Below are 22,716 nucleotides of genomic sequence, written 5' to 3'. Positions count from 1 at the left end.
GAGCGCACGGGAGGGCCCAAGCATCACCCCCGAGGCCAAAACCCCCGGTCGTGGGCGGGTCCTGTGATCGTCGTGCGACGGAGCGGGGGCGGTCCTGCGGGGGTCTCGGGCAGCCGCCGGATCCGCGTGACGGATGCCGCGCGGGTGTCGCTCTTCTCTGTGTGACGAGTCTGACGAGCCGACAGGAGACCAGGCCTCACGCCGCGGCGAAGCCGGTGCGGTGGGCGGCGGACGCGGTGACGACCCTGCGCGAGGGCGGGCGCGTGCGGCTCGACTACTCGCCGCAGAGCCTGTGGCGCGTCGACCGGGTGATCGGCGACCTGCGGAGCGAGGAGGTCCCGTACGCGGCCGCCGAACACGTCCTGCGCGGCTTCGGCGCGTACGCCGGTGAGGTGATCGCCCGTCAGACCGGTGCCGAGTGGTGGACCTCGGGCGGCGACCACTGGATCCGCACGCCCGACGGCCGCCTGTGGGACCCGTTCGACGAGGCGCGGCGCTGCTTCACCGGCAACGGCTCGCTGCGGCTGCTGTGCCGGGACGCGACGAGAGCGGCGCGCGGATGACGTCGGGCGAACGGCGGTGATGAGCTCCCGCTCGGCAAAATCGCCGTAATAAGAGACGCTGACCGCCGTTGGTGGGCGCTCGTCGTGCCGGGGCTGGGCGCGCTTTCAGTCCGCTGTGAGTCGGCTGTGTTCATCGACACATCTGTGACCCGTGATGTCCGTGAGACGGCATGCGCTGGGACTTCGGGGGGACGGAACCGGTTCTCCCGGAGCCGAGCGAAGGGGTGGGGTCCCATGAGCATGGTCGGGCTGGAGGAACGGCTGCCGGACGCGAGCGGGATGCGGCCGCACGCCGCGCAGTTCGTGGCACGAGTCACGGCCCGTCACCGTCTGCCGCTCGACTACTCCGTGGCCAGCCTGCGCATCGTCGACCGCCTCCTCGACGGACTGCGCAAGGGCGGCGCCGACCGGGAGCGGGCCGACCGCACGCTGTTCGGGCTCGGCGCGTACGTCGGTGAGGTGCTCGTGCGCCGCGCGGGGGCGGTGTGGGTGGACTTCGACGCCGACCAGCGCGGTTACTTCAGACAGCCGGTCGGCGTGCGCATGCCCGACGGCCGGGTCTGGAACCCCCTCGGCAAAGTCGTCAACCGCTTCGAGGCCGGCGGCCCCGAGGAGTCCTTGCAGACCTTCTACCTGACGCTGCACGGACGGGCCCGCCGGGCGGCCCAGACGATCCCGTGACGCCACGAGACACGGGGGGCGGGAGACGGACTGTGACACTTCTGTGGGGCTGAACGCTGTAGACCTGGGGGCGTGAAACCGGCCGTGGCGTGTCGCGCGGCGGGTGACTCGCCGCGAACCCGCTCCGACATCCGCACGAACGAGGACAGTTTTGGGCCAGGGAGGGGAATCCCGGCGCGCGCACGCGTACGACGGGGAACTGGGCGCGGCGGTCATGCGGGCCCAGGACGGCGACGAGACCGCGTTCGCCGTCGCATACCGGATCGTGCAGCCGGGGCTGCTCGGCTATCTGCGCGGGCTCGTCGGTGACGAAGCGGAGGACGTCGCGTCCGACGCCTGGCTGGAGATCGCCCGTGACCTGGGGCGATTCAAGGGCGACGGGGCGGGGTTCCGGGGCTGGACGGCGACCATCGCCCGGCACCGGGCGCTCGACCACCTGCGCCGCCAGCGCGTACGGCCCCGGGCGTCGGCGCTCGAATCGGACGTGCTGGACCTGCCCGGTCCGCAGAGCACCCACGACCAGGCGCTGGAGTCGCTCTCCACGGCGCGCGCCATGGACCTGGTCCGCGGGCTGCCGCGCGACCAGGCGGAGGCGGTGCTGCTGCGGGTCGTCGTCGGCCTCGACGGCCCGGCCGCGGCCCGTGTCCTGGGCAAGCGCCCCGGCGCGGTCCGCACGGCGGCGTACCGGGGCCTGAAACGCCTGGCCCGCCAGCTGGGGGCCGACGGCGTTTCGAACGAGGGTGTGACGGATGAGGCTTCCCGGACGCTGGGGGAGTCGAAGTGAACGGCGACGGCTGCGGCCCGTATGGATCAAGTGACGGCGGTAGGCGCGGACCCGACGGCCCCGGTCCGTACGGAGCGGGTGGCAGCGAGCCGCGGGAAGTGTGCGGCGCGTCGCGTGGACCACGTGGCCCTGGGGCGCGTACAGGAAGTGGCGGCAGACCGCGCGGAGTGAGCGGCGGTGGGCCGTACGGATCGGTTGGACCGGACAGAGACGGAAACGGACATGGGTGATCGGCTGAGCGGCGGCGGGGCTACCGGCCGTCGGCGTGCGCAGCTCGGCGACGCCATGTCCGGGCCCCGCGGACTGGGCGACGAGGCGGGCCTGGAGGCGCTCCTCGCCGCCGCCATGCGCGGGGACGGCATCGACCCCGAGGCCGAGGGACGCGCCGTGGCCGCGTTCCGGGCCGCCAGGGACGCGGGGGCGCACCACGCGCCGGCCCGCACCCGGCGCCGGGACGACTGGCGGCCCCGGGAACGGCGACGCGCGTCACGTTCGCTGAAGGCCACGCTCTCCGTGGCGCTCGCGAGCCTCACCCTGGGCGGCGTCGCGTTCGCGGCGATCGGCTCGGTCGGCTCCTCCGACGCCGGTGACGAAGGGCGCGCGCACCCGGTGACCAGCGACCCGGACCGCGCGGCCGACAAACCTTCCTCCGCCGCGTCGTCCGGCTCCGCGCGCGAGAACCACCCGGAAAACGCCGAGGACACCGAGGCCCGCTGCCGCGCCTACGAGAACGTCAAGGGCCAGGGCAAGGCGCTGGACTCCACCGCCTGGCAGCGGCTCGTCGAGGCCGCGGGCGGCGAGGCGAACGTCGACGCGTACTGCGCCGAGCAGCTCGCGCAGCCGAGTGCCGGCAGCAGCCCGGGCAGGAGCGACAGCGACAAGGCGGCGGACGGCAGCGCCGAGAACGGCAAGCAGAAGTCCGAGGACAAGACCGCCGGGAAGAACAGGTAGGTCCCGCGGCCGGGGCCGCATCGCGGCCCGCCCGAGGCCCACGGCAACGTCAACAAGGCGGCCGGAACTCAGGCCATCGGGGGAACTTTCTCCTGCCCCGGCACGTGACGTCGATCACCTCGGGGGTCCGCGCTTTCGCGGCCGAGGCAACGGCCGGAGCCGCCACCCCCCACAGGAGAGGCCCCGGCCGTCGCGCGGCACGGGCCGCGCGGCGGCCCGTACTTCCTACAGCGCCATGGGTGCGGTTTCTGTCACACCCCAGGGTCCCGCGAGTTAGTTGCATATTGTACGGACATGGACGGACGGCGGTTTCACGCCGTAACGTGCCTTTCGCGCCGGACCGCAGAGCGGAAAAGACCACCGCGACCACATGCGGTCCTAAGGCCGCAACCATCAATTGAGGAACCACGACGGCGAGTACCCGGTCCGCGAGAGCGGCGCCGGTTTAGGCGCAGAGGGGTTGCGCGCGGTGCTGGGGGACGACGCGGAGCTGACAGCCGCGGTGCTTGCGGCACAGCACGGAGACGAGACCGCGTTCCGGGCTGTGTACCGCACCGTGCACCCACGGCTGCTCGGATACGTACGGACACTGGTCGGCGACTTCGACGCCGAGGACGTCACCTCCGAGGCCTGGCTGCAGATCGCCCGTGACCTGGAGCGGTTCACCGGGGACGCCGACCGCTTCCGCGGCTGGGCCGCCCGTATCGCCCGCAACCGCGCCCTCGACCACATACGCATGCGCGGACGCCGCCCCGCCGTCGGCGGCGACGAGACCGAACTGACCGGCCGGGCCGCCGAGTCCGACACCGCCGGCGAGGCCATCGAGGCCCTGGCCACCGACCACACCCTCTCGCTCATCGCCCGCCTGCCGCAGGAACAGGCCGAGGCCGTCGTCCTGCGCGTGGTGGTGGGCCTCGACGCCAAGACCGCCGCCGAGACACTGGGCAAGCGGCCGGGGGCCGTGCGCACGGCCGCGCACCGCGGTCTGAAGAAGCTCGCCGAGCTGCTCGGCGACGATCCCGATTCGGCCGGCGTGCTCGACGCGCTGCCGCCCCAGCGAGAACCGCGCGAGGGCGCGGTGACGTCAGCCGGTGTGACGCATACACGCGCGCGGACGCAGAAGGACATGTGATGGCCGACGAGCAGTACAGGTGGCTGGACCGCGAAACGGCGGAGCGTTTGCTGCGCGGGGAGTCACTGGACGCTGTCGACGCCTCCGCCCGCGACCAGGCCGAACGGCTCGCCAAGACCCTTGGCGCGCTGTCCGCGGGTCCCGCGCCGATCGGCGCCGAACTTCCCGGTGAGACGGCCGCGCTGGCCGCGTTCCGCGCGGCGCGCACCGGGAGCGCCGCGGCGAGCGGCCCGGTGAGCTCCCCGGTCGATGCCGGGAGCGCGTCCGCCGGCTCCTCGGGCGACGCCCGCGCCGGCACCGCGCGGTTCTCCGACGCCGGAGTCGTCCGCATCGGTGTCCGCTCCCACCGGGGCGCGCGCCGCCCCCGCTGGGCCCGTCCGGCGCGCCTCGCGCTGTCCGCCGCGCTGGCCGTCGGCATGGTCGGCGGGGTCGCGGTGGCAGCCGGAACGGGGGTCCTGCCGACGCCGTTCGGCGGCGCCGAACCGGGCCCCGCCGCCTCCGTCCCGGACGCCGTCTCCTCCGGCCGGCCGCTCGTCTCCCCTCCGCCGAACGGCCCGCAGGCCGATGCCACGCCCGACGGCGCCGCAAGCGGCTCCGCAGGCGGGGATCCCTCGCGTGACACCGCCGGGAAGGGCACCGCCCCGGGCAGCAGCCCCGGCAACGGCAGCCGCCAGGGCGCCTGGGGCGGAGCCAAGTCGGCGTGCAAGGACGTACGCGACGGCCGGAAGCTGTCCGGTGAGCGCATGCGCAAGCTGGAGGACATGGCCGGCGGCGCCTCCCGTGTGCAGTCGTACTGCGAGGGCGTTCTCGACAAGGCTCCGGGCGCCGAGAACGGATCGGACGACAAGGGCAAGGGCGACTCCGGCGGGCCGGGCCGCGACGGTGGGCAGGGAGACCAGGGCGGTCAGGGCGACGGTGACGGCGGCGGTGACGGCAGAAGCGGCATAACCCGCGGCGGCGGCCACCACCCGGAGGGCGCCGCCGCACCCTCGCCGTCCCCCTACGAGCCGCCCCCGACCGGCCGGCCGGCCGTGTCACCGAGCGCCACACCGTCCGCGTTGCCCAGCCCCTCGTACACCGCGCTCTGATCCGTCACGCCCCTGACCTGCGGTTTCAAAATGCTCGAATTTTTTCCGCGACGGGTGTGACGTTTTCGGCCGCTGAGGCGCAGTACTGAGTGAGCCGACTGGTCATCGGCCGTCGCACAGAGCCGGGGTTCCCCCCGTACCCACGGCTCGTGCACCCAGGCGCGGGCGGGACACGTTCCCCCGGTCCCGCCCGCGCCCCGCACGTTCCCCGGGTGTCACCAGTGGACGACGACCTTGTCGCCGTTCCGGACCTGCGCGAACAGCTCCGCGATCGCCGCCTCGTCCCGTATGTTGACGCAACCGTGCGACGCCCCCGCGTAACCGCGGGCCGCGAAGTCGTACGAGTAGTGCACGGCCTGGCCGCCGCTGAAGAACATGGCGTACGGCATGGGGGAGTCGTAGAGCGTGGACACGTGATGGCGTGACTTCCAGTAGATGCGGAACACACCCTCACGGGTGGGCGTGTACTGCGAGCCGAACCGGACCGACATCGTCGACACCGTCCGCCCGTCGATCATCCAGCGCAGGGTCCGGCTCGTCTTGTCGATGCACAGCACGCGGCCCGTCGTACAGCGCGGGTCGGGCGCGCCGGCCGGCTGACCGCCCATCAGGTACAGCTCCCACTGCCCCGGTTCGTGCGTCATCCTCAGCAGCCGCTGCCAGGTGACCGTGTCGGTCTTCCCGGTCTTCGGCAGCCCGCGCTTGCCCTGGAAGCCCCTGACCGCCTGCTCGGTCAGGTCGTCGTAGGTTCCGGTCGGACCGTCGTAGAGCCAGGCGACCTGGCGGAGCCGGGCCTGGAGCTCACGGACGTCGCGGCCGGTGTCGCCGCGGGACCAGAGGACGTCGGGGGCGGCCCTCGTCGAGTGGGCCGTGCTCGGTTTGTCGTCGGAGGGTGTCTCGGGCGGCGCACTGGTGATGTCGATGTGCACCGGCAAGTGGTGCTTTCCGTCCCCGCCCGAGGCCTGCACCGTGCATGCGCTCACGGTGACCAGGGCCACCAGCGCCGCCGCGGCGATCGATCTCCCCATGCCCGTAGTACGCAATGCGGCCCCCCGTCGTCTCACCACGTGCACCCGTGCGTGTCACCTGAGATGTTTCCCGCGGGTGACGGGTTGCGAACGGCGAGGCATTGTTGTGACGGAGACCGCAAAACGGCTGTGAGCAAGGTCCCAGCGTGCTCCCCTCCACCGGGTGCACGCCCACCGCTACAGTCCGTCGAAGGGTCGGTCTGTACTGGCGAGTAACTGGCGAGTAACTGCTCAGCGGGAGGCAACACACCATGGCGCGCGAGTCGGAATCCGGACTGCCCATCGAACCGGTCTACGGGCCCGAGGCCCTGGAGGGCTGGGACCCGGCCGAGAAGCTGGGCGAGCCCGGTGCGTACCCGTACACGCGCGGTGTCTACCCGTCGATGTACACGGGCCGCCCCTGGACGATGCGCCAGTACGCCGGTTTCGGCACGGCCGTGGAGTCCAACGCCCGCTACAAGCAGCTGATCGCCAACGGCACGATGGGCCTGTCGGTCGCCTTCGACCTGCCCACCCAGATGGGCCACGACTCCGACGCGCCGATCGCCCACGGCGAGGTCGGCAAGGTGGGCGTCGCCATCGACTCGGTCGACGACATGCGGGTGCTGTTCGGCGGCATCCCGCTGGACAAGGTCTCGACGTCGATGACGATCAACGCGCCCGCCGCCCTGCTGCTGCTCCTGTACCAACTGGTGGCGGAGGAGCAGGGGGTGAGCGCCGACAAGCTCACCGGCACGATCCAGAACGACGTGCTGAAGGAGTACATCGCGCGGGGCACGTACATCTTCCCGCCGAAGCCCTCGCTCCGTCTGATCGCCGACATCTTCAAGTACTGCAAGGCCGAGATCCCGAAGTGGAACACGATCTCGATCTCCGGCTACCACATGGCGGAGGCGGGTGCGTCCCCCGCCCAGGAGATCGCGTTCACCCTCGCCGACGGCATCGAGTACGTCCGCACCGCCGTCGCGGCCGGCATGGACGTCGACGACTTCGCCCCCCGCCTGTCGTTCTTCTTCGTGTCGCGGACGACGATCCTCGAGGAGGTCGCCAAGTTCCGTGCGGCCCGCAGGATCTGGGCGCGGGTGATGAAGGAGGAGTTCGGGGCGAAGAACCCGAAGTCCTGGATGCTGCGTTTCCACACGCAGACGGCCGGTGTGCAGCTGACGGCCCAGCAGCCGGAGGTGAACCTGGTGCGCGTCGCCGTCCAGGGCCTGGCGGCGGTCCTCGGCGGCACGCAGTCCCTGCACACCAACTCCTTCGACGAGGCGATCGCGCTGCCCACGGACAAGTCCGCGCGCCTCGCCCTCCGCACCCAGCAGGTGCTGGCCTACGAGACGGACGTGACCGCGACGGTCGACCCCTTCGCGGGCTCCTACGTCATCGAGAAGATGACCGACGAGGTGGAGGCGGCGGCGCTGGAGCTGATGGGCAAGGTCGAGGACCTGGGCGGCGCGGTCTCGGCGATCGAGCACGGCTTCCAGAAGAACGAGATCGAGCGCAGCGCCTACCGCATCGCGCAGGAGACGGACTCCGGCGAGCGGGTCGTCGTCGGCGTCAACCGCTTCCAGCTCGACGCGGAGGAGCCGTACGAGCCCCTCCGCGTCGACCCGGCCATCGAGGCGCAGCAGGCGGAGCGGCTCGCCAAGCTGCGGGCCGAGCGCGACCAGCCGGCGGTGGACGCGGCCCTGGACGCCCTGAAGAAGGCGGCGGAGGGGGAGGACAACGTCCTGTATCCGATGAAGGACGCGCTGAAGGCCCGGGCGACGGTGGGTGAGGTGTGCAATGCCCTTCGGGAGATTTGGGGGACTTATGTGCCGTCGGATGCGTTCTGACCTGGGCGATTCCCTCGAATGAGTGATCGGGGGCGGAAACCGCCCGGCTGTGGTTAATCTCGTGGAGGGTGTTCCCGAAAGGAGGGTGCCGTGGCTGTGATGCTGCACGAGTCGTCGCTTTCTGATGCTGCCGACCGGCTGTGGGAGGAGCTGCCCGGACACCGGGTGGAGATCCTCAACGGGAGCATTGTTGTGACACCGCCGCCGGATGGGCCGCATCAGGAGACGTTGACCTGGCTCATCGAGGAGTTCTTGAAGATCAAGGCCAGGCAGGCGGGGCTCAGGTACGTACAGAACATCGGTCTGTGGCTGCCTACCGGGCCGGATGATTACGCCGTGCCGGACTTCTCCGTCGTCGACGCGCACTACAAGGACGCACTCGTCGAGAAGAACTGCTACGCGCCGCACGTCTTCCGTCTCGTTTTGGAGGTGACCTCCTCCAACTGGACCAACGACACGGCCACCAAGGTCGATGTCTACGCCCGGGCCGACATCCCCGTCTACATCGTCGCCGACCGCAAACACGACGAGGTCCTCCTTTACAGGAACCCTGTCGACGGCAAGTACCCCGACCCCGTCCGCCGCAAGCGAGGCGAGTCGGTCCCCCTCCCCGAGTCCGTCGGCGTGGCCCTCGAACTCTCCGTCGACACCCTCCTCGACGGCGACGACTGACCGTCCTATCCGATGCCGAGCCGGGCCGCGTACTCCGTGAGCCCGGCCGCCGTCTCCCCGGCCCACCCCACGTAACCGTCCGGCCGGACCAGGAAAACGCCCGTGCCGTACACCTCGTACGACGGCACGCGCACCGTCGGAACGGTGAGCGGCGGCAGTTCCGACTCCACGTCGCCCACGGTCAGCAGCGTCCAGAGCGGCCCCCGGAACGCATCGAACAGCCGTACGCCATCCACCACCCCGTCGGGCGCACGGTCGCCCGCCCGCACCGCACCCGGTGTCTCGCGCGTCTCCTCCGTGAGGGACGACTCCCGGTAACCGAGCCCCAGTTGCCGCGTCGCCTCGCCGCGTCGCACCTCCCCGCGGTGGACGCTCGTCGACAGGCCGAGCACGCCCGCCGCGATCGGGCGCCGCTCCTCCTCGTAGGTGTCCAGCAGCGCGGCCACCGCACCCTCCCGCACCACCGCACCCAGCTTCCAGCCCAGGTTGTACGCGTCCTGCACGCTCGTGTTCAGTCCCTGCCCGCCCGCCGGTGAGTGGACGTGCGCCGCGTCCCCCGCGAGGAACACCCGACCGGAACGAAAGTGGTCCGCCAGTGCCGCCCGTGGCCGGAAGTCCGACGCCCAGCGCACCTCCGTCACGTCCTCGGGCGCCAGATGCGAGCGCGCTGCTACGACCTTGCGGACGCCCTCCAAAGAAACGTCCACCGGCGTTCCCTCCGGGAACTGGGCGACGACCTGGAAGTCCTCCGTGCCCGTGAGCGGGCAGATCGCGAGGAAGCCCTCGGCGTCCCCGTGTGGCGGGAAGACATGCCAGTTGTCGCGGTCCAGGCCGCTGATCCGGACGTCCGCCACCAGCATCGGCTTCGGGTCGACCGTCTCGCCGGTCATCCCGATGCCGAGCGCGCGCCGCACGGCCGAGCGGCCGCCGTCGGCGGCGACGACGTACCGGGCGCGCAGGTCCTCGCCGGAAGCGCAGTGCACGGTCACGCCGTCCTCGTCCTGGTCGAGCCCCACGACCTCCCGGCCGAAGGCGACCTTCCCGCCCAGCTCCTCCAGCCGCGCGAACAGGATCTCCTGCGTGCGCCACTGCGGCACCATCCACGGCTCGGTGTACGGCGAGTACTCGCTCGCCTCGGCCGGGTCGAACATCCGGTGCTCGCCGACCCGCGTGCCGTCCTGCCAGAACACCTGGACCGGGTAGGAGCCGCCGGCCGCGCGGATCGCGTCGAGTACGCCGAGGTCGTCGAAGACCTCCATCGTGCGCGGCTGGATGCCCTTGCCGCGCGAGCCGGGGAAGAGCCCCTCCGCCCGCTCCACGACCAGCGCGTCGACCCCGCGCCGGGCGAGGTCGATGCCGAGGGCGAGGCCGGTCGGACCCGCGCCCACGATCAGAACGTCCACATCCGCAGTCATGGCGCCCACCTCCTTAACACTGTTAAGTTCTGCCGCCCACGAGCGTGCCCTTAACACTGTTAAGTTGTCAACCGGCAGGCGATAGGTTGTCGGCGTGAGTACGGAACGACGCGCGCCCCTCGACCGCACCCGGGTCGCGGACACCGCCCTGAAGCTCCTGAACGAGGTCGGACTGGAGGGCCTGACCCTGCGGGCCATCGCCAGGGAACTCGACGTCAAGGCGCCCGCCCTGTACTGGCACTTCAAGGACAAGCAGGCGCTGCTCGACGAGATGGCGACGGAGATGTACCGCCGGATGGTCTCCGGCGGCTCCCTGGCCCCCGACGACACGTGGCGGGAGCGGCTGCTCAAGTCCAACCGCGGACTGCGCTCGGCCCTGCTCGGCTACCGCGACGGCGCCAAGGTGTTCAGCGGCTCACGCTTCACGGGCATCGTGCACGCGGAGCAGATGGAGGAGAACCTGCGCCTGTTCACGGCCGCGGGCTTCACCCTCGCCGAGGCGGTCCGCGCGCTCACGACGTCGTACCTCTACACGATCGGCTTCGTCACCGAGGAGCAGGGCGTCCAGCCGCTCCCCGACGAGCGCCGCGAGGGCTTCGACGTCGACGAACGCGCACGCCTCATGGCCGACTTCCCCCTGTCGGCCGCGGCGGGCGCGGAGCTCTTCGCGGACTACGACCGGCACTTCGAGGAGGGCCTGGCCCTGATCGTCGCGGGCATCGAGGCGAAAAGGGCGTCCTGACAGTCCTCGCGGCATGGTGATGTCATGCCGTGTTCACCCCGAGGACGACTCGTGGCAGCGTTCGAGCGGTCCGGCCGTTCCTAGGATCGCGGTGATCGTCCCCGCGAACCCCAGGTGTGCACACGTGGCCAACGAACCGACCCTGTCCGTCATCGTGCCCTGCTTCAACATCGAGACGTACGTCCCGGAGACCGTGACCAGCCTGGTCAACAACGCCCGGGACGACTTCGAGTTCGTCTTCGTCGAGGACAGATCCACCAAGGACAGGACGTACGAAGCGCTCCTCACCCTGACGAAGCGGCTCGGCAACAGCCGCGTGATCCGGCACGAGCAGAACGGCGGACTGGCCACCGCCCGCAACACCGGCATCGACGCGGCCGAGGGCCGCTACCTCACCTTCCTCGACGGCGACGACTGGCTGGCCCCGGGCTATCTGGCGAGCCTCGTCGACTCGATCGAGCGCCTCGACGTCGACTTCGTCCGCACGGACCATGTGCAGGTCACCGGCATCGAGCGGCTCGTCCAACGCGCCCCCGAAGGCCGTCGGCACACCCCGCTGGACCCGCGCAGTTCCGTCCTCCCCGTCGACGACACGACGATGGTCGACTACCCGTACGCCTGGGCCGGCATCTACCACCGCCGTCTCCTCGACCGCGGCATGCTGCGCTTCCACGACGGCCTGCGCACCGCCGAGGACCGCCCCTGGATCTGGCAACTGCACCGCGAGGCCGAGTCCTACGCGGTCGCCAGCCTGCGAGGCGTGTTCTACCGCCGGGGTCTCGCGAACTCGCTGACCCAGATCGGCGACGTCCGGCAGCTCGACTTCTTCCGCTCCTTCGACCTCGTCCTCGCCGAACTCGAAGGCGACCCGGAGGCGGACAGGTTCCGCAAGAAGGCGCTGCGCAACTACTGCGTCGTCATCGCCCACCAGCTCCTCGACCGCGGCCGGTTCGAGCGCAGCGTCCACGCCAGACTGCGGCAGATGGCCGCCGAGGCGCTCGGGCGGATGACGGAGACCGAACTCAACGAAGCGCTCGTCGGCATGGGCGAGGAACGCGTGCACAAGCTGCGACGCATACGCGGCGGCATGAAGGGAGTCGCGGCATGAGCGGCACGACGCAGGGCAAGGGCGGCACGACGCAGGGCAAGGGCGGCACGACGCAGGGCCAGGGCGGCACGACGCAGGGCCAGGGCGGCACGACACAGATCTTCTTCTCGGCGACCCAGTACGCCGCGGCGACCGTCACCGCCGCCATCCGCGCCGGACTGTTCGGCCCCCGCGCCGCCCACCGCCGCATCCTCGTCGTCAGCAACGTCGCCGCGATCCCCGAGGTCGGCACCCCGCTCGACCGCATGGCCGGCTTCGAGAAGCTGCGCCCCGAGTTCGACGAGGTGCGCTCGTGGAACGAGTTCATCTCCCCGCACCACCCCGTCGGCTGGTCCCCGCGCGCCCAGGACGCCCAGCTGTGGGAGAAGGCCGTACGCCTCGCCTGGGACCTCGGTGACGAACCCGTCGAGATCGCCTGCGAGTCCATCCAGGCCAACCCCTCCCGCGCGGTGGCCGACATCTTCGCGGACAGCCCGATCCACGTGTACGCCGACGGCCTGATGAGCTACGGCCCCACCCGCAACCGCATCCCGCACGGCATGAACAGCCGCATCGTGCGGGTGCTGCACCTCGACCTGATCCCCGGGCTGCGCCCCATGCTCCTTTCCGAGTACGGAGTCGAGCCCGAGCCCATCCCCAACGAGGCGATCGTCGAGGTACTCGGCCAGATCGGCGAGGACGGCGCCGGGATCCTCGAGGAGCGGCTGCCCGCGGACGACCGCCCCACGGCGGTGCTGCTGGGCCAGTACCTGTCCGCCATCGACCTCATCACCCAGGACGAGGAAGAGGCGCTGCACGTCCGCATGTTGCGCGCCGCCGCCGGGGCCGGCCACGACAGCGTCCTGTTCAAGCCCCATCCCAGCGCTCCGGCCGTCTACAACAGGTCCCTGGATGCGGCGGCCGCGGAACTCGGTGTGCGGCTGACGGTCCTGAGTGAACCCGTTCTCGCCGAGACCGTGTTCGCGCACCTGAGGCCGAAGCTCGTCATCGGCTGCTTCTCCACCGCGCTGATGACCGCCGCCGCGTTCTACGACATCCCCGTCGCCCGCGTCGGCACGGACCTGCTCCTCGAGCGCATCACGCCGTACGAGAACAGCAACCGCATTCCGCTCACCGTCATCGACGCGGCCCTGCCCGACGCCGAGCGCGACGAGGTCGGAGCGCCCCTCGAACTGGCCGGGCTGGCCGGGGAACTGGCCCCCCTGGTGCGGGCCGTCGGCTACTGCATGCAGTCCCTCAAGCACCACGGCCTGCGCGACGAGGTGGCAGCCTGGATCGCCGCCCATCTCGCCGAGTACCCGCGGTACTTCAAGAAGCGCCGCCTGACCAGTCTGCGTCTGCCCGGCGGCAGCCCCGTGCGCGCCCAGTCGCTGCGCCGCAACCCCACGGTCCGGCGGGTCGTGCGCCGGATCCGGGCCGCGCAGTCCGCCTCCTGAACCACCGAACGGCCGAGGGCCCCTGACGCCGAGACGTCAGGGGCCCTCGGCCGTTCCTCACTTCCCGAGCCGCGCTCCGAGCTGTGCCGCCTGCGTGGCCATCGTCCGCTTCAGCCGGGGCCCGAAGGGCCTCTCCACGAAGCGGTGCATCAGATACGCAAGGCAGAGCAGGCCCGGCACGGTCAGGGCGAGCGTCTCGTAGGGGCCGAGTCCGAAGCCCCGGTGCAGCACCCGGATCACGAACCAGCCCAGGTGCTCGTGGATCAGGTAGAAGGGGTACGTCAGCGCCCCCGCCACCGTCAGCCAGCGCCAGTTCGCCCAGCGCACCCAGCCCAGCGCCACCACCGCGACGGCCGCGAAGGCGAGGAAGACGATGGCCTGGATGACGTAGGGGCTGCGGTGGAAGTCGCCCTGCGGGCCGGGGTGCCACAGCGCCGTCACCGAGTAGCGCTGCCCCAGCAGGAACGACATGCCCACGATGCCCCACAGCAGCAGGTCGCTGCCGTACCGGTGGATCAGGTACAGCGCCAGACCGCCGATGAAGAACGGCGCGTGGTCGCGCATCACGAGCTCGTCCGTCAGCGGCATGTCGGCGACCCGGGCGAAGACGCCGGCCAGCGTCCACAGGATGCAGAAGACGACCACACGCCGGTAGGTGACGCCCTTCCAGATCACGAACAGCGCGAAGAGCACGTAGAAGCGCATCTCCACCCACAGCGTCCAGTCCACGCCCAGGACCCGGTGCGCACCCATCGGCTGCTGCAGCATGGTCAGGTTCAGCAGGAGCTCGTCCCCCCTGAGCGGGCGGACGACCACCGGCATCAGGACCGCGGCGGCGGTCACCATGACGATCGCCACCCAGTACGCCGGGTAGAGACGGGCGATACGGGAGCGGAAGAAGTCGCCCAGGCTGCGGCCCCAGCTGCTCATGCAGATCACGAAGCCGCTGATGACGAAGAAGAACTGCACGCCGAGCGAGCCGTAGGTGGCCGCCTGCGACAGGGTCGGGAACAGATGTCCGGGGGACTGGTGCCAGGATTCGGCGACTTCGCCGTTCTTCCCGGCGAAGTGGTACATGCACACCATCAGGGCGGCCAGCAGCCGCAGGCCGTCCAGGGCACGCAGCCGGTCGCCGCCCCCGCCCTTGCGGGGCGGGGCCGGTTCGGCCGTCCGTATTCGGACGGTGGGTGCCGGGGCCGGGCTGCTGGTCGGTGCCAGGGCCTGGTCAGCCGCTTTCATCCGGGGGCCTTTCTCGGCAGGGTCGAAGGGGTGTTCCGATAGCACTCAGCGCCGCGACAACGCCCGTGCGCGGCGCACGAGTCGCCGTACCGTCGCGTTGCGCGGGATGAAGGACAGCTGGGCCGGTACGGCGCCCGGCAGGGCCAGTGACGTCAGACGGCGGCGCTTGAAGTAGCGCCAGGTGTGCGCATCGAGGTGCTTCGAGAGGTACTTCTCGGCCGCCGGCCGCAACTGCGGTTGGATGCGGGGCTGCATGGCGAAGCCGACCGCCGCCAGCAGCGCGGCCATCTCGTCCACCCGTTCCCGCCCCGGCATCCGCCAGCCGGTCACCGCGGCTTCGTCGCCCAGGTCAGGCAGCAGCGCGTCCACGATGGTCAACGGGACGCGGTTGCTGTTCTGGTAGGGCGCGAGCCGGGACAGCAGGGTGTCCGTGCCGACGCGGGCGACCGGGATGCCGTACAGGCCCGCCGCCGTGAGCAGCGCGGTGGAGAAACAGCCGACGACGAGCGCGGGCCGTATCCGCTGGAAGGCCACCTCCGCGAGCACGGGCCGGTCGAGGAGGGTGAGCCGCGCGCCGAGCCTGTCGGCCTCGTCCTCCAGAAGACGCGACCAGCGCGGGGGCGCGACCGGATGCGGCTTGAACACCAGTCGGCGGTGGCCCATGGCCACGGCACCGCGCACCATGCGCAGATGCAGCTCCTCCTCCTCGGCGTCGGTGAGGATGCCGAGCGCGGAGAGGTACTGGCCGAGCAGCAGCGCCGGCTGCTCCTCCGCGGAGGGCAACTCGCCCTCCTCCTCGTCCTCGGCGAGTTCACTCAGCACCTTGAGGAACGCCTCGGTCGGCACCAGCTCCGGCGGCACGCCGAACTCGGTGAGCAGCAGCGGGGTCAGGCCCGGGACGAGATCGAGGTGCAGCAGCCGTTCGATGCGGGTGCCGACCAGCGGGTCGATCTTGTCGCGCGTGGGGCCGTAGCTTATGAGGCCGTCGGCGTAGACGTCGACGGGAGCGCCGGTGAACAGCTGGCACAGCGCGAGCGCCGGATTGACCTGCACGGACTCCACGGCCAGCCGGATCTCGTCGTCCCCGAGGTCCCACAGCAGCCGTACGTACCGCTCCCACATGGGGATGTCGTCGCCGCGGGGACTCCAGCCGCCGGGGTGGAAGGGCGCGATGGTCTCGTTCCAGGAGAGCACCTCGTCGAAGCGTTCACGGATCCGGGCGAACCCCGGCATCGCGTCGACGCAGGGCGTGATCTCGGGATTGGCCGCGTTGTTGGTGACGAGGAGGATCCGCCGGTCGGCCGGCTCGAAGAGTCCGGCGTCCAGCGCGGCGGCGAGGGTCGCGGCTCCGTACAGGGTGGACACGCAGAAGATCCGGGTGGTGCGGGCCATCAGGCGGCCACCGCCCGCGCGGACACCGGCCGGCGCCGAAGCCGCCGCAGCCGGCTCGCCCGCTGCGGGTCCATCGAATCCATGACCTCCGTGAGGAGATCCTGTGGCATTCGTTTGAGAGCGGCGGAGCTCAGCGAGCGCAATTTTCGGGCCACAGCGGGTTCGAACCTCTCGATTGCTCCCAGATGATGAGCCATGATCGCGCAGTACGTGCGCACTGCTTTGGGCAGCAGTTTATCGGCGTCGGGATCGCCGGCCGTTTCCTCGATTACCTGGTCGAACGCGCGAATGAAATCAAGTTGTCGCACATCCCCGATCTGTGTGAGCGAGGAAGCGACTCCGCGCCGGTAGAAGACGCCGAGCAGACCGACCGTGGCGAAGGACTCCGCCTCCCGGTGCAACTTCCAGATCCAGGGCCGGTCCTCGGCCGTGCGCAGACCGTCGGTGAAGTGCAGCAGCCCCTTGTCCACCAGGCGGCGGTGGTAGACGCCCGCCCAGGCGTACGCGTAGTCGACCGAAGTGGAGCGGTCGGCGGGCAGGATCGCCTCCCGCGGGTTCATCACCACACCCCGCCGGCCCTGCGGCACGCGGTGGATCGCACGTGCCCGGCCCGTGCACTGCACATGGTCGGTGCGCACGAAGTCGCAGCCCAGCTCCTCGATGGCGGCGACCAGATGGGGGAAGTAGCCCGGAGCGAGCCAGTCGTCGCCGTCCAGGAAGGTCAGGTACTCGCCGCGCGCCCTGTCGATCCCCGTGTTGCGAGCGGTCGCCAGCCCCCCGTTCTGCTCGCGTCTGACGTACACCGCGCCCGGCAGCTCGCGCTCCGCGCGCGCGAGGATGTCCGGTGTTTCGTCGCGCGAACAGTCGTCGACGAGAATGATTTCGAAGTCCTCACGTGTGTTCGCACGCAGGGACTTCAGAGTGTCGGGCGCGTATTGCTGCACGTTGTAGAACGGCACGATGACGGAGAGCTTGACCACGCGACCGACGTTACGGGGCGGCCCGGCACGCGTCTTTACCGTCGGTTTGATGTCGGGTGAACTGCGCGTGGCGAAGCTGTGAACCGGGCATTTTTGCAGCCTGTTGACGACCTGATTCGCCATTCGGCGATGTGCTGTTAACCGTTTGTTGTATTCGGGTTGGGTGGAACCTAGGAATGCCTTCCTACGGTCGTCGACGTGCCAGCAAGTTCAAGCAGGTCCCTGCGAGTTGCCGTTGTCGCGGATTCCGACACCAGGTGGAAATGGGGTGCGCTCACCGCGAAGCGCACGGTTTCCACTGAATCGGACATCCGCCTCGACGGCTATCTCCTGCGGGGCCGAGCGACCCCCACCGCCCGCCAGCTCGAGGAGGTCGGCGTCCGAGCCGACTCGCTCCGCGAGGTGACCGCCGTCGAGTTCCTGCGCACGATGCGCGAGGAGTCGTACGACGTGCTGGTCCTGGCCCTCGTCGGCGGCGGCGTCCAGGCGATGCTGCACGGGCTGCGCCGCGCGTGGGAGGCCCGCACCGAGCGGCCCGTCGTCGTCACCGGATACGTCGGAGTCGTATACGAGAAGCTCGCCGACGGTCTGCTGCTGCGGCACGGCGCCGACCTCGTCCTCGCCAACTCCCGACAGGACGCGGACCGTTTCCGGGCTGTCTACGAGGGTGTGGGCGCCGACGCCTCGTCGGTGACGGAGGTGGCGCTGCCGTTCCTCGGGGGTGCCGCCTACACCGGCGAGCACGACCCCTACACGGTCGTCTTCGCCGCCCAGCCGTCCGTGCCGGAGAGCCGCAAGGACCGTACGTACCTGCTGAACCGGCTGATCCAGCACGCGCGCCGGCACCCCGAGCGCGAGGTGCTCCTCAAGCTGCGGTCCAAGCCGGGCGAACACACCACGCACCTCGAGGAACTGCCGTACCAGAAGCTGGCGCAGAAGACCGACCTGCCGCCCAACTTCCGGCTGGTGTACGGGCACATGGGCGAGGTCCTCGACCGCACCGACCTCCTCGTGACGGTGAGTTCGACCGCCGCCCTCGAGTCGCTGCACCGGCGGATCCCCACGGTCGTCCTGACCGACCTGGGCGTGCGTGAGGTGCTCGGCAACCACCACTTCGTGGGCTCCGGCTGCCTCGCGTCGTGGGACCAGCTCGACGCCGGGCACCGGCCGGTGGCCGACGAGGAGTGGGTGGCCCGGCAGGGCGTCGCGGCCGGGGGACCCGCCTCCGGGGGAGGCTCGTACGAGTCGGCCTTCGACGCGGCCCGCGAGCGGATCGGCAAGCTGCTGGCCGCCGCCGAACTGCCGCCGCTCGCGCCCTATTACACGACCGAGACCGCGCCCGGCTATCTGCCCGGCATCCTCGCCCGCCACCACCTCGGCCCCGACGGCGTGCCGCTGCCCGGCGCCCCCGCCGCCGACAAGGCGCCGGGACCGGTGCGGCAGATCGTGCGCCGGGCGGCGCGCGGCGCCTACCGGCACGGAGTGCAGCGGGTGGCGCCCGTCATCCGGCGGATGGGGGAGCTGTGAGCGGCGCCTTCACCCCTTCGCAAGGAGCTCAAGGAGTAGAGCCCATGTCCAATTCGGAAGCGGACCGGGGCGCCGTCGTGCGCCGGGTGCTCGCGGTGATTCCCGCACGCGGCGGCTCCAAGGGCGTGCCCGCGAAGAACCTCGCCCCCGTCGGCGGTGTTCCGCTGGTGGCGCGGGCGGTGCGCGAGTGCCGGGCGACCCGTCTGGTGACGGACGTCGTCGTGTCGACGGACGACCAGGCCATCGCGGCCGCCGCCCGAGAAGCCGGCGCCGAGGTGGTGCTGCGGCCGGCCGCCATCGCCGGGGACACGGCGACGTCGGAGGCGGCCGTTCTGCACGCCATGGACGCACACGAGGCCCTGCACGGGGCCGTGGTGGACGTCGTCCTGCTGGTCCAGTGCACCAGCCCGTTCATCGCCCGCGAGGACGTCGAGGGGGTGGCGGCCGCGGTCGTCGAGAACGGTGCGGACACGGCGGTGACCGTGGCGCCGTTCCACGGCTTCATCTGGCGGGACGCGGAGCCCGAGGCGCCTGCCGCGACCGGCGGTCACGGCGTCAACCACGACAAGTCCTTCCGCCCCCGCCGCCAGGACCGTCCCCAGGACCTGCTGGAGACCGGTGCCGCCTACGCGATGGACGCGGCCGGTTTCCGCAGGCATCAGCACCGCTTCTTCGGCCGCACCGAACTCGTGCGCACCGACCCCGCGCGGGTGCTGGAGATCGACGACCCGCACGACCTGGCCCGGGCACGCGCACTCGCACCACTCTTCGACGCGGGCCGCCCGGACGCCCTCCCGACCGCCGCCGACATCGACGCGGTCGTTCTCGACTTCGACGGCACCCAGACCGACGACCGGGTGCTGATCGACGCCGACGGACGGGAGTTCGTCTCCGTGCACCGCGGGGACGGCCTCGGCATCGCGGCCCTGCGGCGCAGCGGCCTGCGGATGCTGATCCTGTCCACGGAACAGAACCAGGTCGTCGCCGCCCGGGCCCGGAAGCTCAGGATCCCGGTCCTGCACGGCATCGACCGCAAGGACCTCGCACTCAAGCAGTGGTGCGAGGAGCAGGGCATCGCGCCCGAGCGCGTGCTCTACGTCGGCAACGACGTCAACGACCTCCCGTGCTTCGCCCTCGTCGGCTGGCCCGTGGCGGTCGCGAGCGCCCACGACGTCGTGCGCGGCGCCGCACGCGCGGTCACCACCGTCCCCGGTGGCGACGGCGCGATCCGAGAGATCGCCAGCTGGATCCTCGGCCCCTCTCTCGATTCCCTCACCAAGTAAGGAACCTCCGCATGAGCACCAACTCCCGTCTCCGCACCTTCGGTTCGCGCATCGCGGGCCCCGGTCAGCCCGTCTACATCTGCGGCGAGATCGGCATCAACCACAACGGCGAGCTCGAGAACGCCTTCAAGCTGATCGACGTGGCGGCCGAGGCCGGCTGCGACGCCGTCAAGTTCCAGAAGCGCACGCCCGAGATCTGCACCCCGCGCGACCAGTGGGACATCGAGCGGGACACGCCCTGGGGCCGGATGACGTACATCGACTACCGCCACCGCGTCGAGTTCGGCGAGGACGAGTACCGGCAGATCGACGAGTACTGCAAGGAGAAGGGCATCGCCTGGTTCGCGTCCCCGTGGGACACGGAGGCGGTCGCGTTCCTGGAGAAGTTCGACGTACCCGCGCACAAGGTGGCGTCCGCGTCCCTGACGGACGACGAGCTGCTGCGCGCCCTGCGCGCGACGGGCCGCACGGTCATCCTGTCGACCGGCATGTCGACCCCCAAGCAGATCCGCCACGCGGTGGAGGTGCTGGGCAGCGAGAACATCCTCCTCTGCCACGCCACGTCGACGTACCCGGCGAAGGCGGAGGAGCTGAACCTCCGCGTGATCAACACGCTGGAGATGGAGTACCCGAACGTCCCGATCGGCTACTCCGGGCACGAGACGGGCCTGCAGACCACGCTGGCCGCCGTCGCGCTCGGCGCGACGTTCGTCGAGCGCCACATCACCCTCGACCGCGCGATGTGGGGCTCCGACCAGGCCGCCTCGGTCGAGCCGCAGGGCCTTCAGCGCCTCGTCCGCGACATCCGCACGATCGAGGCCTCGCTGGGCGACGGCATCAAGAAGGTCTACGACTCCGAGCTCGGCCCGATGAAGAAGCTGCGCCGCGTCGCCGGCGTCGTCGCCGAGGCGGAGATCGCGGCGGCGGCGGGCGAGCCGGTCGCCGTCTGAGTTCCGGCCCCGCGAGAGACGGTCGTACGTCGATGAGCCCCCGCGCCGGGAACCCCGGCACCTCCCCCCACACCCTGGCCTTCGTCGAGAGCCCGGTACAGCTGCTGAACGTGCTGGAGTGGGCGGACGCGCACGCGCATGCCGACGCGCCCGGCGCGGGGTTCACCCTGGTCGTCCTCGCCCCGACCGACCCGATGACCCGCGGCCAGTTGCGCCGCATGGCCGAGCTGGCCCGCGAGGAGGGCCACGAGGTCCGCTGGGAGGAGGCGCGGGGCGGTACGACGGCCCCGTTCCGGACGATCGGCGGCCTGGCCGCGCTGCTGCGGAGGGCACATCGGGTGGTCATGGGGGACCCCTTCTCGCGCTATGTGCAGCTCCTGCTGGCCATCACCCGCGCGGAGGAGCTGATCGTCGTCGACGACGGCACCGCGACGATGGAGTTCGTCGCCCAGCTCGCGCGCGGCGAACGCCTCGTGCGCTGGCACCGCAAGGGCGGTCGCCCCGGCCCGCGTGACGTGCTGTTCGCCCCCGTCTCGTCCTCGGCCCGCCGCCGGCTGACACCGGGCGGGGAGCGCAGCGTGGAGGTCTTCTCGTCGATGCCGATCGACGAGACGCCGCGGGGGGTGCGGGTGACGGCGAACGGGTTCTCCTGGACCCGGGCCCGCTTCGGCCCGCCCCGCATCACCAAGCGGGCGGACATGGTGGGTACGTCGCTGGTGGAGACCGGCGTGGTGGACGGCGAACGGTACCTGGAGGCCGTCCGGGCGCTGGCCAAGGCCCACGGTGTGGCGCGCTACTTCGCGCACCGCAGGGAGAGCGCGGACAAACTGCACCGGCTGACGGCCGAGACGGGCCTGGAGATCGTCCGCCCCGACCTCCCCCTGGAACTGATCGCCCGGCGGGGTCCGATCGGGCGGACGATTCTCAGCTTCCCGTCGACGGTGGTCCACACCCTGCCCCTGGCCCTCGCGGGAACCGAGGTACGGGTCGCGGTCTGCGACATCGACCCCGACTGGCTCACGGAAGGCGCCTCACCACGCGCGCAGGGCTTCCTGTCGGGCGTCACGGGGACGGCACGGGGAGCACACCGCCTGTCGGCGGTGACCGCGGTGTAGAACGCCGGCACGGGGCTGACAGCGCCGGGCGCCGCACCGCCGCGCCCGGGCCTGGCACTGGCTCGCCCGAGAGGGCGGCGCCGCGGTGCCGAGCCGTGCGCACGCCGGCCGACACGGGGCGTCGGCCGGCCCCTTGCTGACCGACCGGTAACTGTCGACGAGCGCGTGCGGCAGGCCGCCCGGCGCCGCGCGCCGAGCCGACGGCAGCCGGGGCACTGGCGCCCCGCCCCCGTTCGGTGGCTGGCGCGCGTCCCCTTCGGGGCGACGGGGGAGGCACAGGCCCGGTCCGGCTCAGGCCGCTGCCCACGGCGCCGCGAGGCCCGTCTTACGCCATGGTGCGCACACGGCCGTGCCGGAACGCGGCACAGGACGTGTGTCAGGTCCGGCGCGGGCGGCTGTGCAGGGCCGGGCGCCGATGGGTTCCTTCGGCGGTGCTGGAGGCCGACGCCCGTGCTCTGCAGGCAGTCCGGCGGCGCGGTCGTGCTGATCGGGTTCGGCGCGGGCGGCTGTGCGAGGCCGGGCGGCCTGGAGCTCTCCCGGCGGCGCCGGAGTGCGGCACGGGACGTTGGCCCCCTTGCCGCACCCGGTCGCCGGCAGGTCGTGTTCCGCAGGCGCGGCTCAAACCGCCGGCTTGCGGGCCAGTACGAAGGTCGGCAGCCGGGGCACTGGCGCCCTGCCCCCGTTCGGTGGCTGGCGCGCGTCCCCTTCGGGGCGACGGGGGAGGCACAGGCCCGCTCCGGCTCAGGCCGCTGCCCACGGCGCCGCGAGGCCCGTCTTGCGCCATGGTGCGCACACGGC

General features: G+C 71.4%; 20 protein-coding genes. 15 read left to right on the top strand and 5 right to left on the bottom strand.

What is annotated here, in order from left to right; genetic code table 11:
* Positions 1-170 precede the first annotated feature (170 nt).
* The 6 genes from ABZO29_RS17855 (at position 171) to ABZO29_RS17830 (ending at position 5,199) form a co-directional block, all read left to right on the top strand.
* Entirely contained in the window at positions 171-563 is a 393-nt protein-coding gene (locus tag ABZO29_RS17855) for a hypothetical protein (protein WP_367326169.1), read from the top strand.
* 234 nt (positions 564-797) lie between these two features.
* Complete coding sequence (locus ABZO29_RS17850; RefSeq protein ID WP_367321196.1) at positions 798-1,244, top strand: hypothetical protein; 447 nt, start codon at positions 798-800, stop codon at positions 1,242-1,244.
* Between the two features lie 151 nt (positions 1,245-1,395).
* Positions 1,396-2,028 carry an RNA polymerase sigma factor gene (locus tag ABZO29_RS17845; protein ID WP_367321195.1) on the top strand — a complete coding sequence of 211 codons (633 nt, stop codon included), beginning with the start codon at positions 1,396-1,398 and terminating at the stop codon, positions 2,026-2,028.
* Between the two features lie 222 nt (positions 2,029-2,250).
* Positions 2,251-2,979 (top strand): hypothetical protein, encoded by a 729-nt coding sequence (locus tag ABZO29_RS17840; protein ID WP_367321194.1) that lies wholly within the window; start codon positions 2,251-2,253, stop codon positions 2,977-2,979.
* A gap of 469 nt (positions 2,980-3,448) precedes the next feature.
* A complete protein-coding gene (locus ABZO29_RS17835; RefSeq protein WP_367326168.1) occupies positions 3,449-4,111 on the top strand; it encodes an RNA polymerase sigma factor in 663 nt (220 codons plus the stop codon).
* Entirely contained in the window at positions 4,111-5,199 is a 1,089-nt protein-coding gene (locus tag ABZO29_RS17830; protein ID WP_367321193.1) for a hypothetical protein, read from the top strand. The genes ABZO29_RS17835 and ABZO29_RS17830 overlap by 1 nt, the downstream gene beginning before the upstream one ends.
* Positions 5,200-5,414: 215 nt before the next feature.
* Here the strand turns inward: ABZO29_RS17830 and ABZO29_RS17825 are convergent, their stop codons facing one another.
* Positions 5,415-6,227 (bottom strand): L,D-transpeptidase family protein, encoded by an 813-nt coding sequence (locus tag ABZO29_RS17825; protein WP_367321192.1) that lies wholly within the window; start codon positions 6,225-6,227, stop codon positions 5,415-5,417.
* 251 nt (positions 6,228-6,478) lie between these two features.
* On the opposite strand from ABZO29_RS17825, the gene ABZO29_RS17820 reads away from it, so the two are divergent.
* The gene (locus ABZO29_RS17820) at positions 6,479-8,059 is read left to right on the top strand and encodes a methylmalonyl-CoA mutase (protein WP_367321191.1); all 1,581 of its coding nucleotides are present in this window, start codon (positions 6,479-6,481) and stop codon (positions 8,057-8,059) included.
* A gap of 99 nt (positions 8,060-8,158) precedes the next feature.
* Positions 8,159-8,731 (top strand): Uma2 family endonuclease, encoded by a 573-nt coding sequence (locus ABZO29_RS17815; protein ID WP_367326167.1) that lies wholly within the window; start codon positions 8,159-8,161, stop codon positions 8,729-8,731.
* A 5-nt stretch (positions 8,732-8,736) separates the two neighbouring features.
* Here the strand turns inward: ABZO29_RS17815 and ABZO29_RS17810 are convergent, their stop codons facing one another.
* Positions 8,737-10,146, bottom strand: coding sequence for an FAD-dependent oxidoreductase (locus tag ABZO29_RS17810; protein WP_367321190.1), 1,410 nt, complete (start codon positions 10,144-10,146; stop codon positions 8,737-8,739).
* A 94-nt stretch (positions 10,147-10,240) separates the two neighbouring features.
* Here ABZO29_RS17810 and ABZO29_RS17805 point away from each other — a divergent pair, with 94 nt between their 5' ends.
* From ABZO29_RS17805 to ABZO29_RS17795, 3 genes are all read left to right on the top strand, one after another.
* A complete protein-coding gene (locus ABZO29_RS17805) occupies positions 10,241-10,888 on the top strand; it encodes a TetR/AcrR family transcriptional regulator (RefSeq protein WP_367321189.1) in 648 nt (215 codons plus the stop codon).
* A gap of 124 nt (positions 10,889-11,012) precedes the next feature.
* Positions 11,013-11,996 carry a glycosyltransferase family 2 protein gene (locus tag ABZO29_RS17800; protein WP_367321188.1) on the top strand — a complete coding sequence of 328 codons (984 nt, stop codon included), beginning with the start codon at positions 11,013-11,015 and terminating at the stop codon, positions 11,994-11,996.
* A complete protein-coding gene (locus tag ABZO29_RS17795) occupies positions 11,993-13,432 on the top strand; it encodes a polysialyltransferase family glycosyltransferase (RefSeq protein ID WP_367321187.1) in 1,440 nt (479 codons plus the stop codon). Before ABZO29_RS17800 ends, ABZO29_RS17795 begins: the two co-directional genes overlap by 4 nt.
* Positions 13,433-13,489: 57 nt before the next feature.
* Here ABZO29_RS17795 and ABZO29_RS17790 read toward each other — a convergent pair whose 3' ends face one another.
* Genes ABZO29_RS17790 through ABZO29_RS17780 form a run of 3 tightly spaced genes read right to left on the bottom strand, consistent with a single transcriptional unit; the run spans position 13,490 to position 17,043 of the window.
* Positions 13,490-14,671 carry an acyltransferase family protein gene (locus ABZO29_RS17790; RefSeq protein ID WP_367321186.1) on the bottom strand — a complete coding sequence of 394 codons (1,182 nt, stop codon included), beginning with the start codon at positions 14,669-14,671 and terminating at the stop codon, positions 13,490-13,492.
* Positions 14,672-14,716: 45 nt separating this feature from the next.
* On the bottom strand, positions 14,717-16,063 hold the full coding sequence (locus tag ABZO29_RS17785) for a polysialyltransferase family glycosyltransferase (protein WP_367321185.1): 1,347 nt from the start codon (positions 16,061-16,063) through the stop codon (positions 14,717-14,719).
* The gene (locus ABZO29_RS17780) at positions 16,063-17,043 is read right to left on the bottom strand and encodes a glycosyltransferase family 2 protein (RefSeq protein WP_367321184.1); all 981 of its coding nucleotides are present in this window, start codon (positions 17,041-17,043) and stop codon (positions 16,063-16,065) included. The genes ABZO29_RS17785 and ABZO29_RS17780 overlap by 1 nt, the downstream gene beginning before the upstream one ends.
* 198 nt (positions 17,044-17,241) lie before the next feature.
* Between ABZO29_RS17780 and ABZO29_RS17775 the strand changes: the two genes are divergently transcribed.
* Genes ABZO29_RS17775 through ABZO29_RS17760 form a run of 4 tightly spaced genes read left to right on the top strand, consistent with a single transcriptional unit; the run spans position 17,242 to position 21,918 of the window.
* Positions 17,242-18,570 (top strand): DUF6716 putative glycosyltransferase, encoded by a 1,329-nt coding sequence (locus tag ABZO29_RS17775; RefSeq protein ID WP_367321183.1) that lies wholly within the window; start codon positions 17,242-17,244, stop codon positions 18,568-18,570.
* A gap of 44 nt (positions 18,571-18,614) precedes the next feature.
* On the top strand, positions 18,615-19,853 hold the full coding sequence (locus tag ABZO29_RS17770; protein WP_367321182.1) for an NTP transferase domain-containing protein: 1,239 nt from the start codon (positions 18,615-18,617) through the stop codon (positions 19,851-19,853).
* 11 nt (positions 19,854-19,864) lie between these two features.
* Positions 19,865-20,803 carry an N-acetylneuraminate synthase family protein gene (locus ABZO29_RS17765; protein ID WP_367321181.1) on the top strand — a complete coding sequence of 313 codons (939 nt, stop codon included), beginning with the start codon at positions 19,865-19,867 and terminating at the stop codon, positions 20,801-20,803.
* A 32-nt stretch (positions 20,804-20,835) separates the two neighbouring features.
* Positions 20,836-21,918: a hypothetical protein gene (locus ABZO29_RS17760; protein ID WP_367321180.1), complete on the top strand. Its 1,083-nt coding sequence runs from the start codon at positions 20,836-20,838 to the stop codon at positions 21,916-21,918.
* Positions 21,919-22,716: the final 798 nt, after the last annotated feature.

The sequence above is a fragment of the Streptomyces sp. HUAS ZL42 genome, from assembly GCF_040782645.1.
In the GTDB taxonomy this organism is placed as follows: domain Bacteria; phylum Actinomycetota; class Actinomycetes; order Streptomycetales; family Streptomycetaceae; genus Streptomyces.
This window is presented reverse-complemented; position numbering and strand designations above follow the sequence as displayed.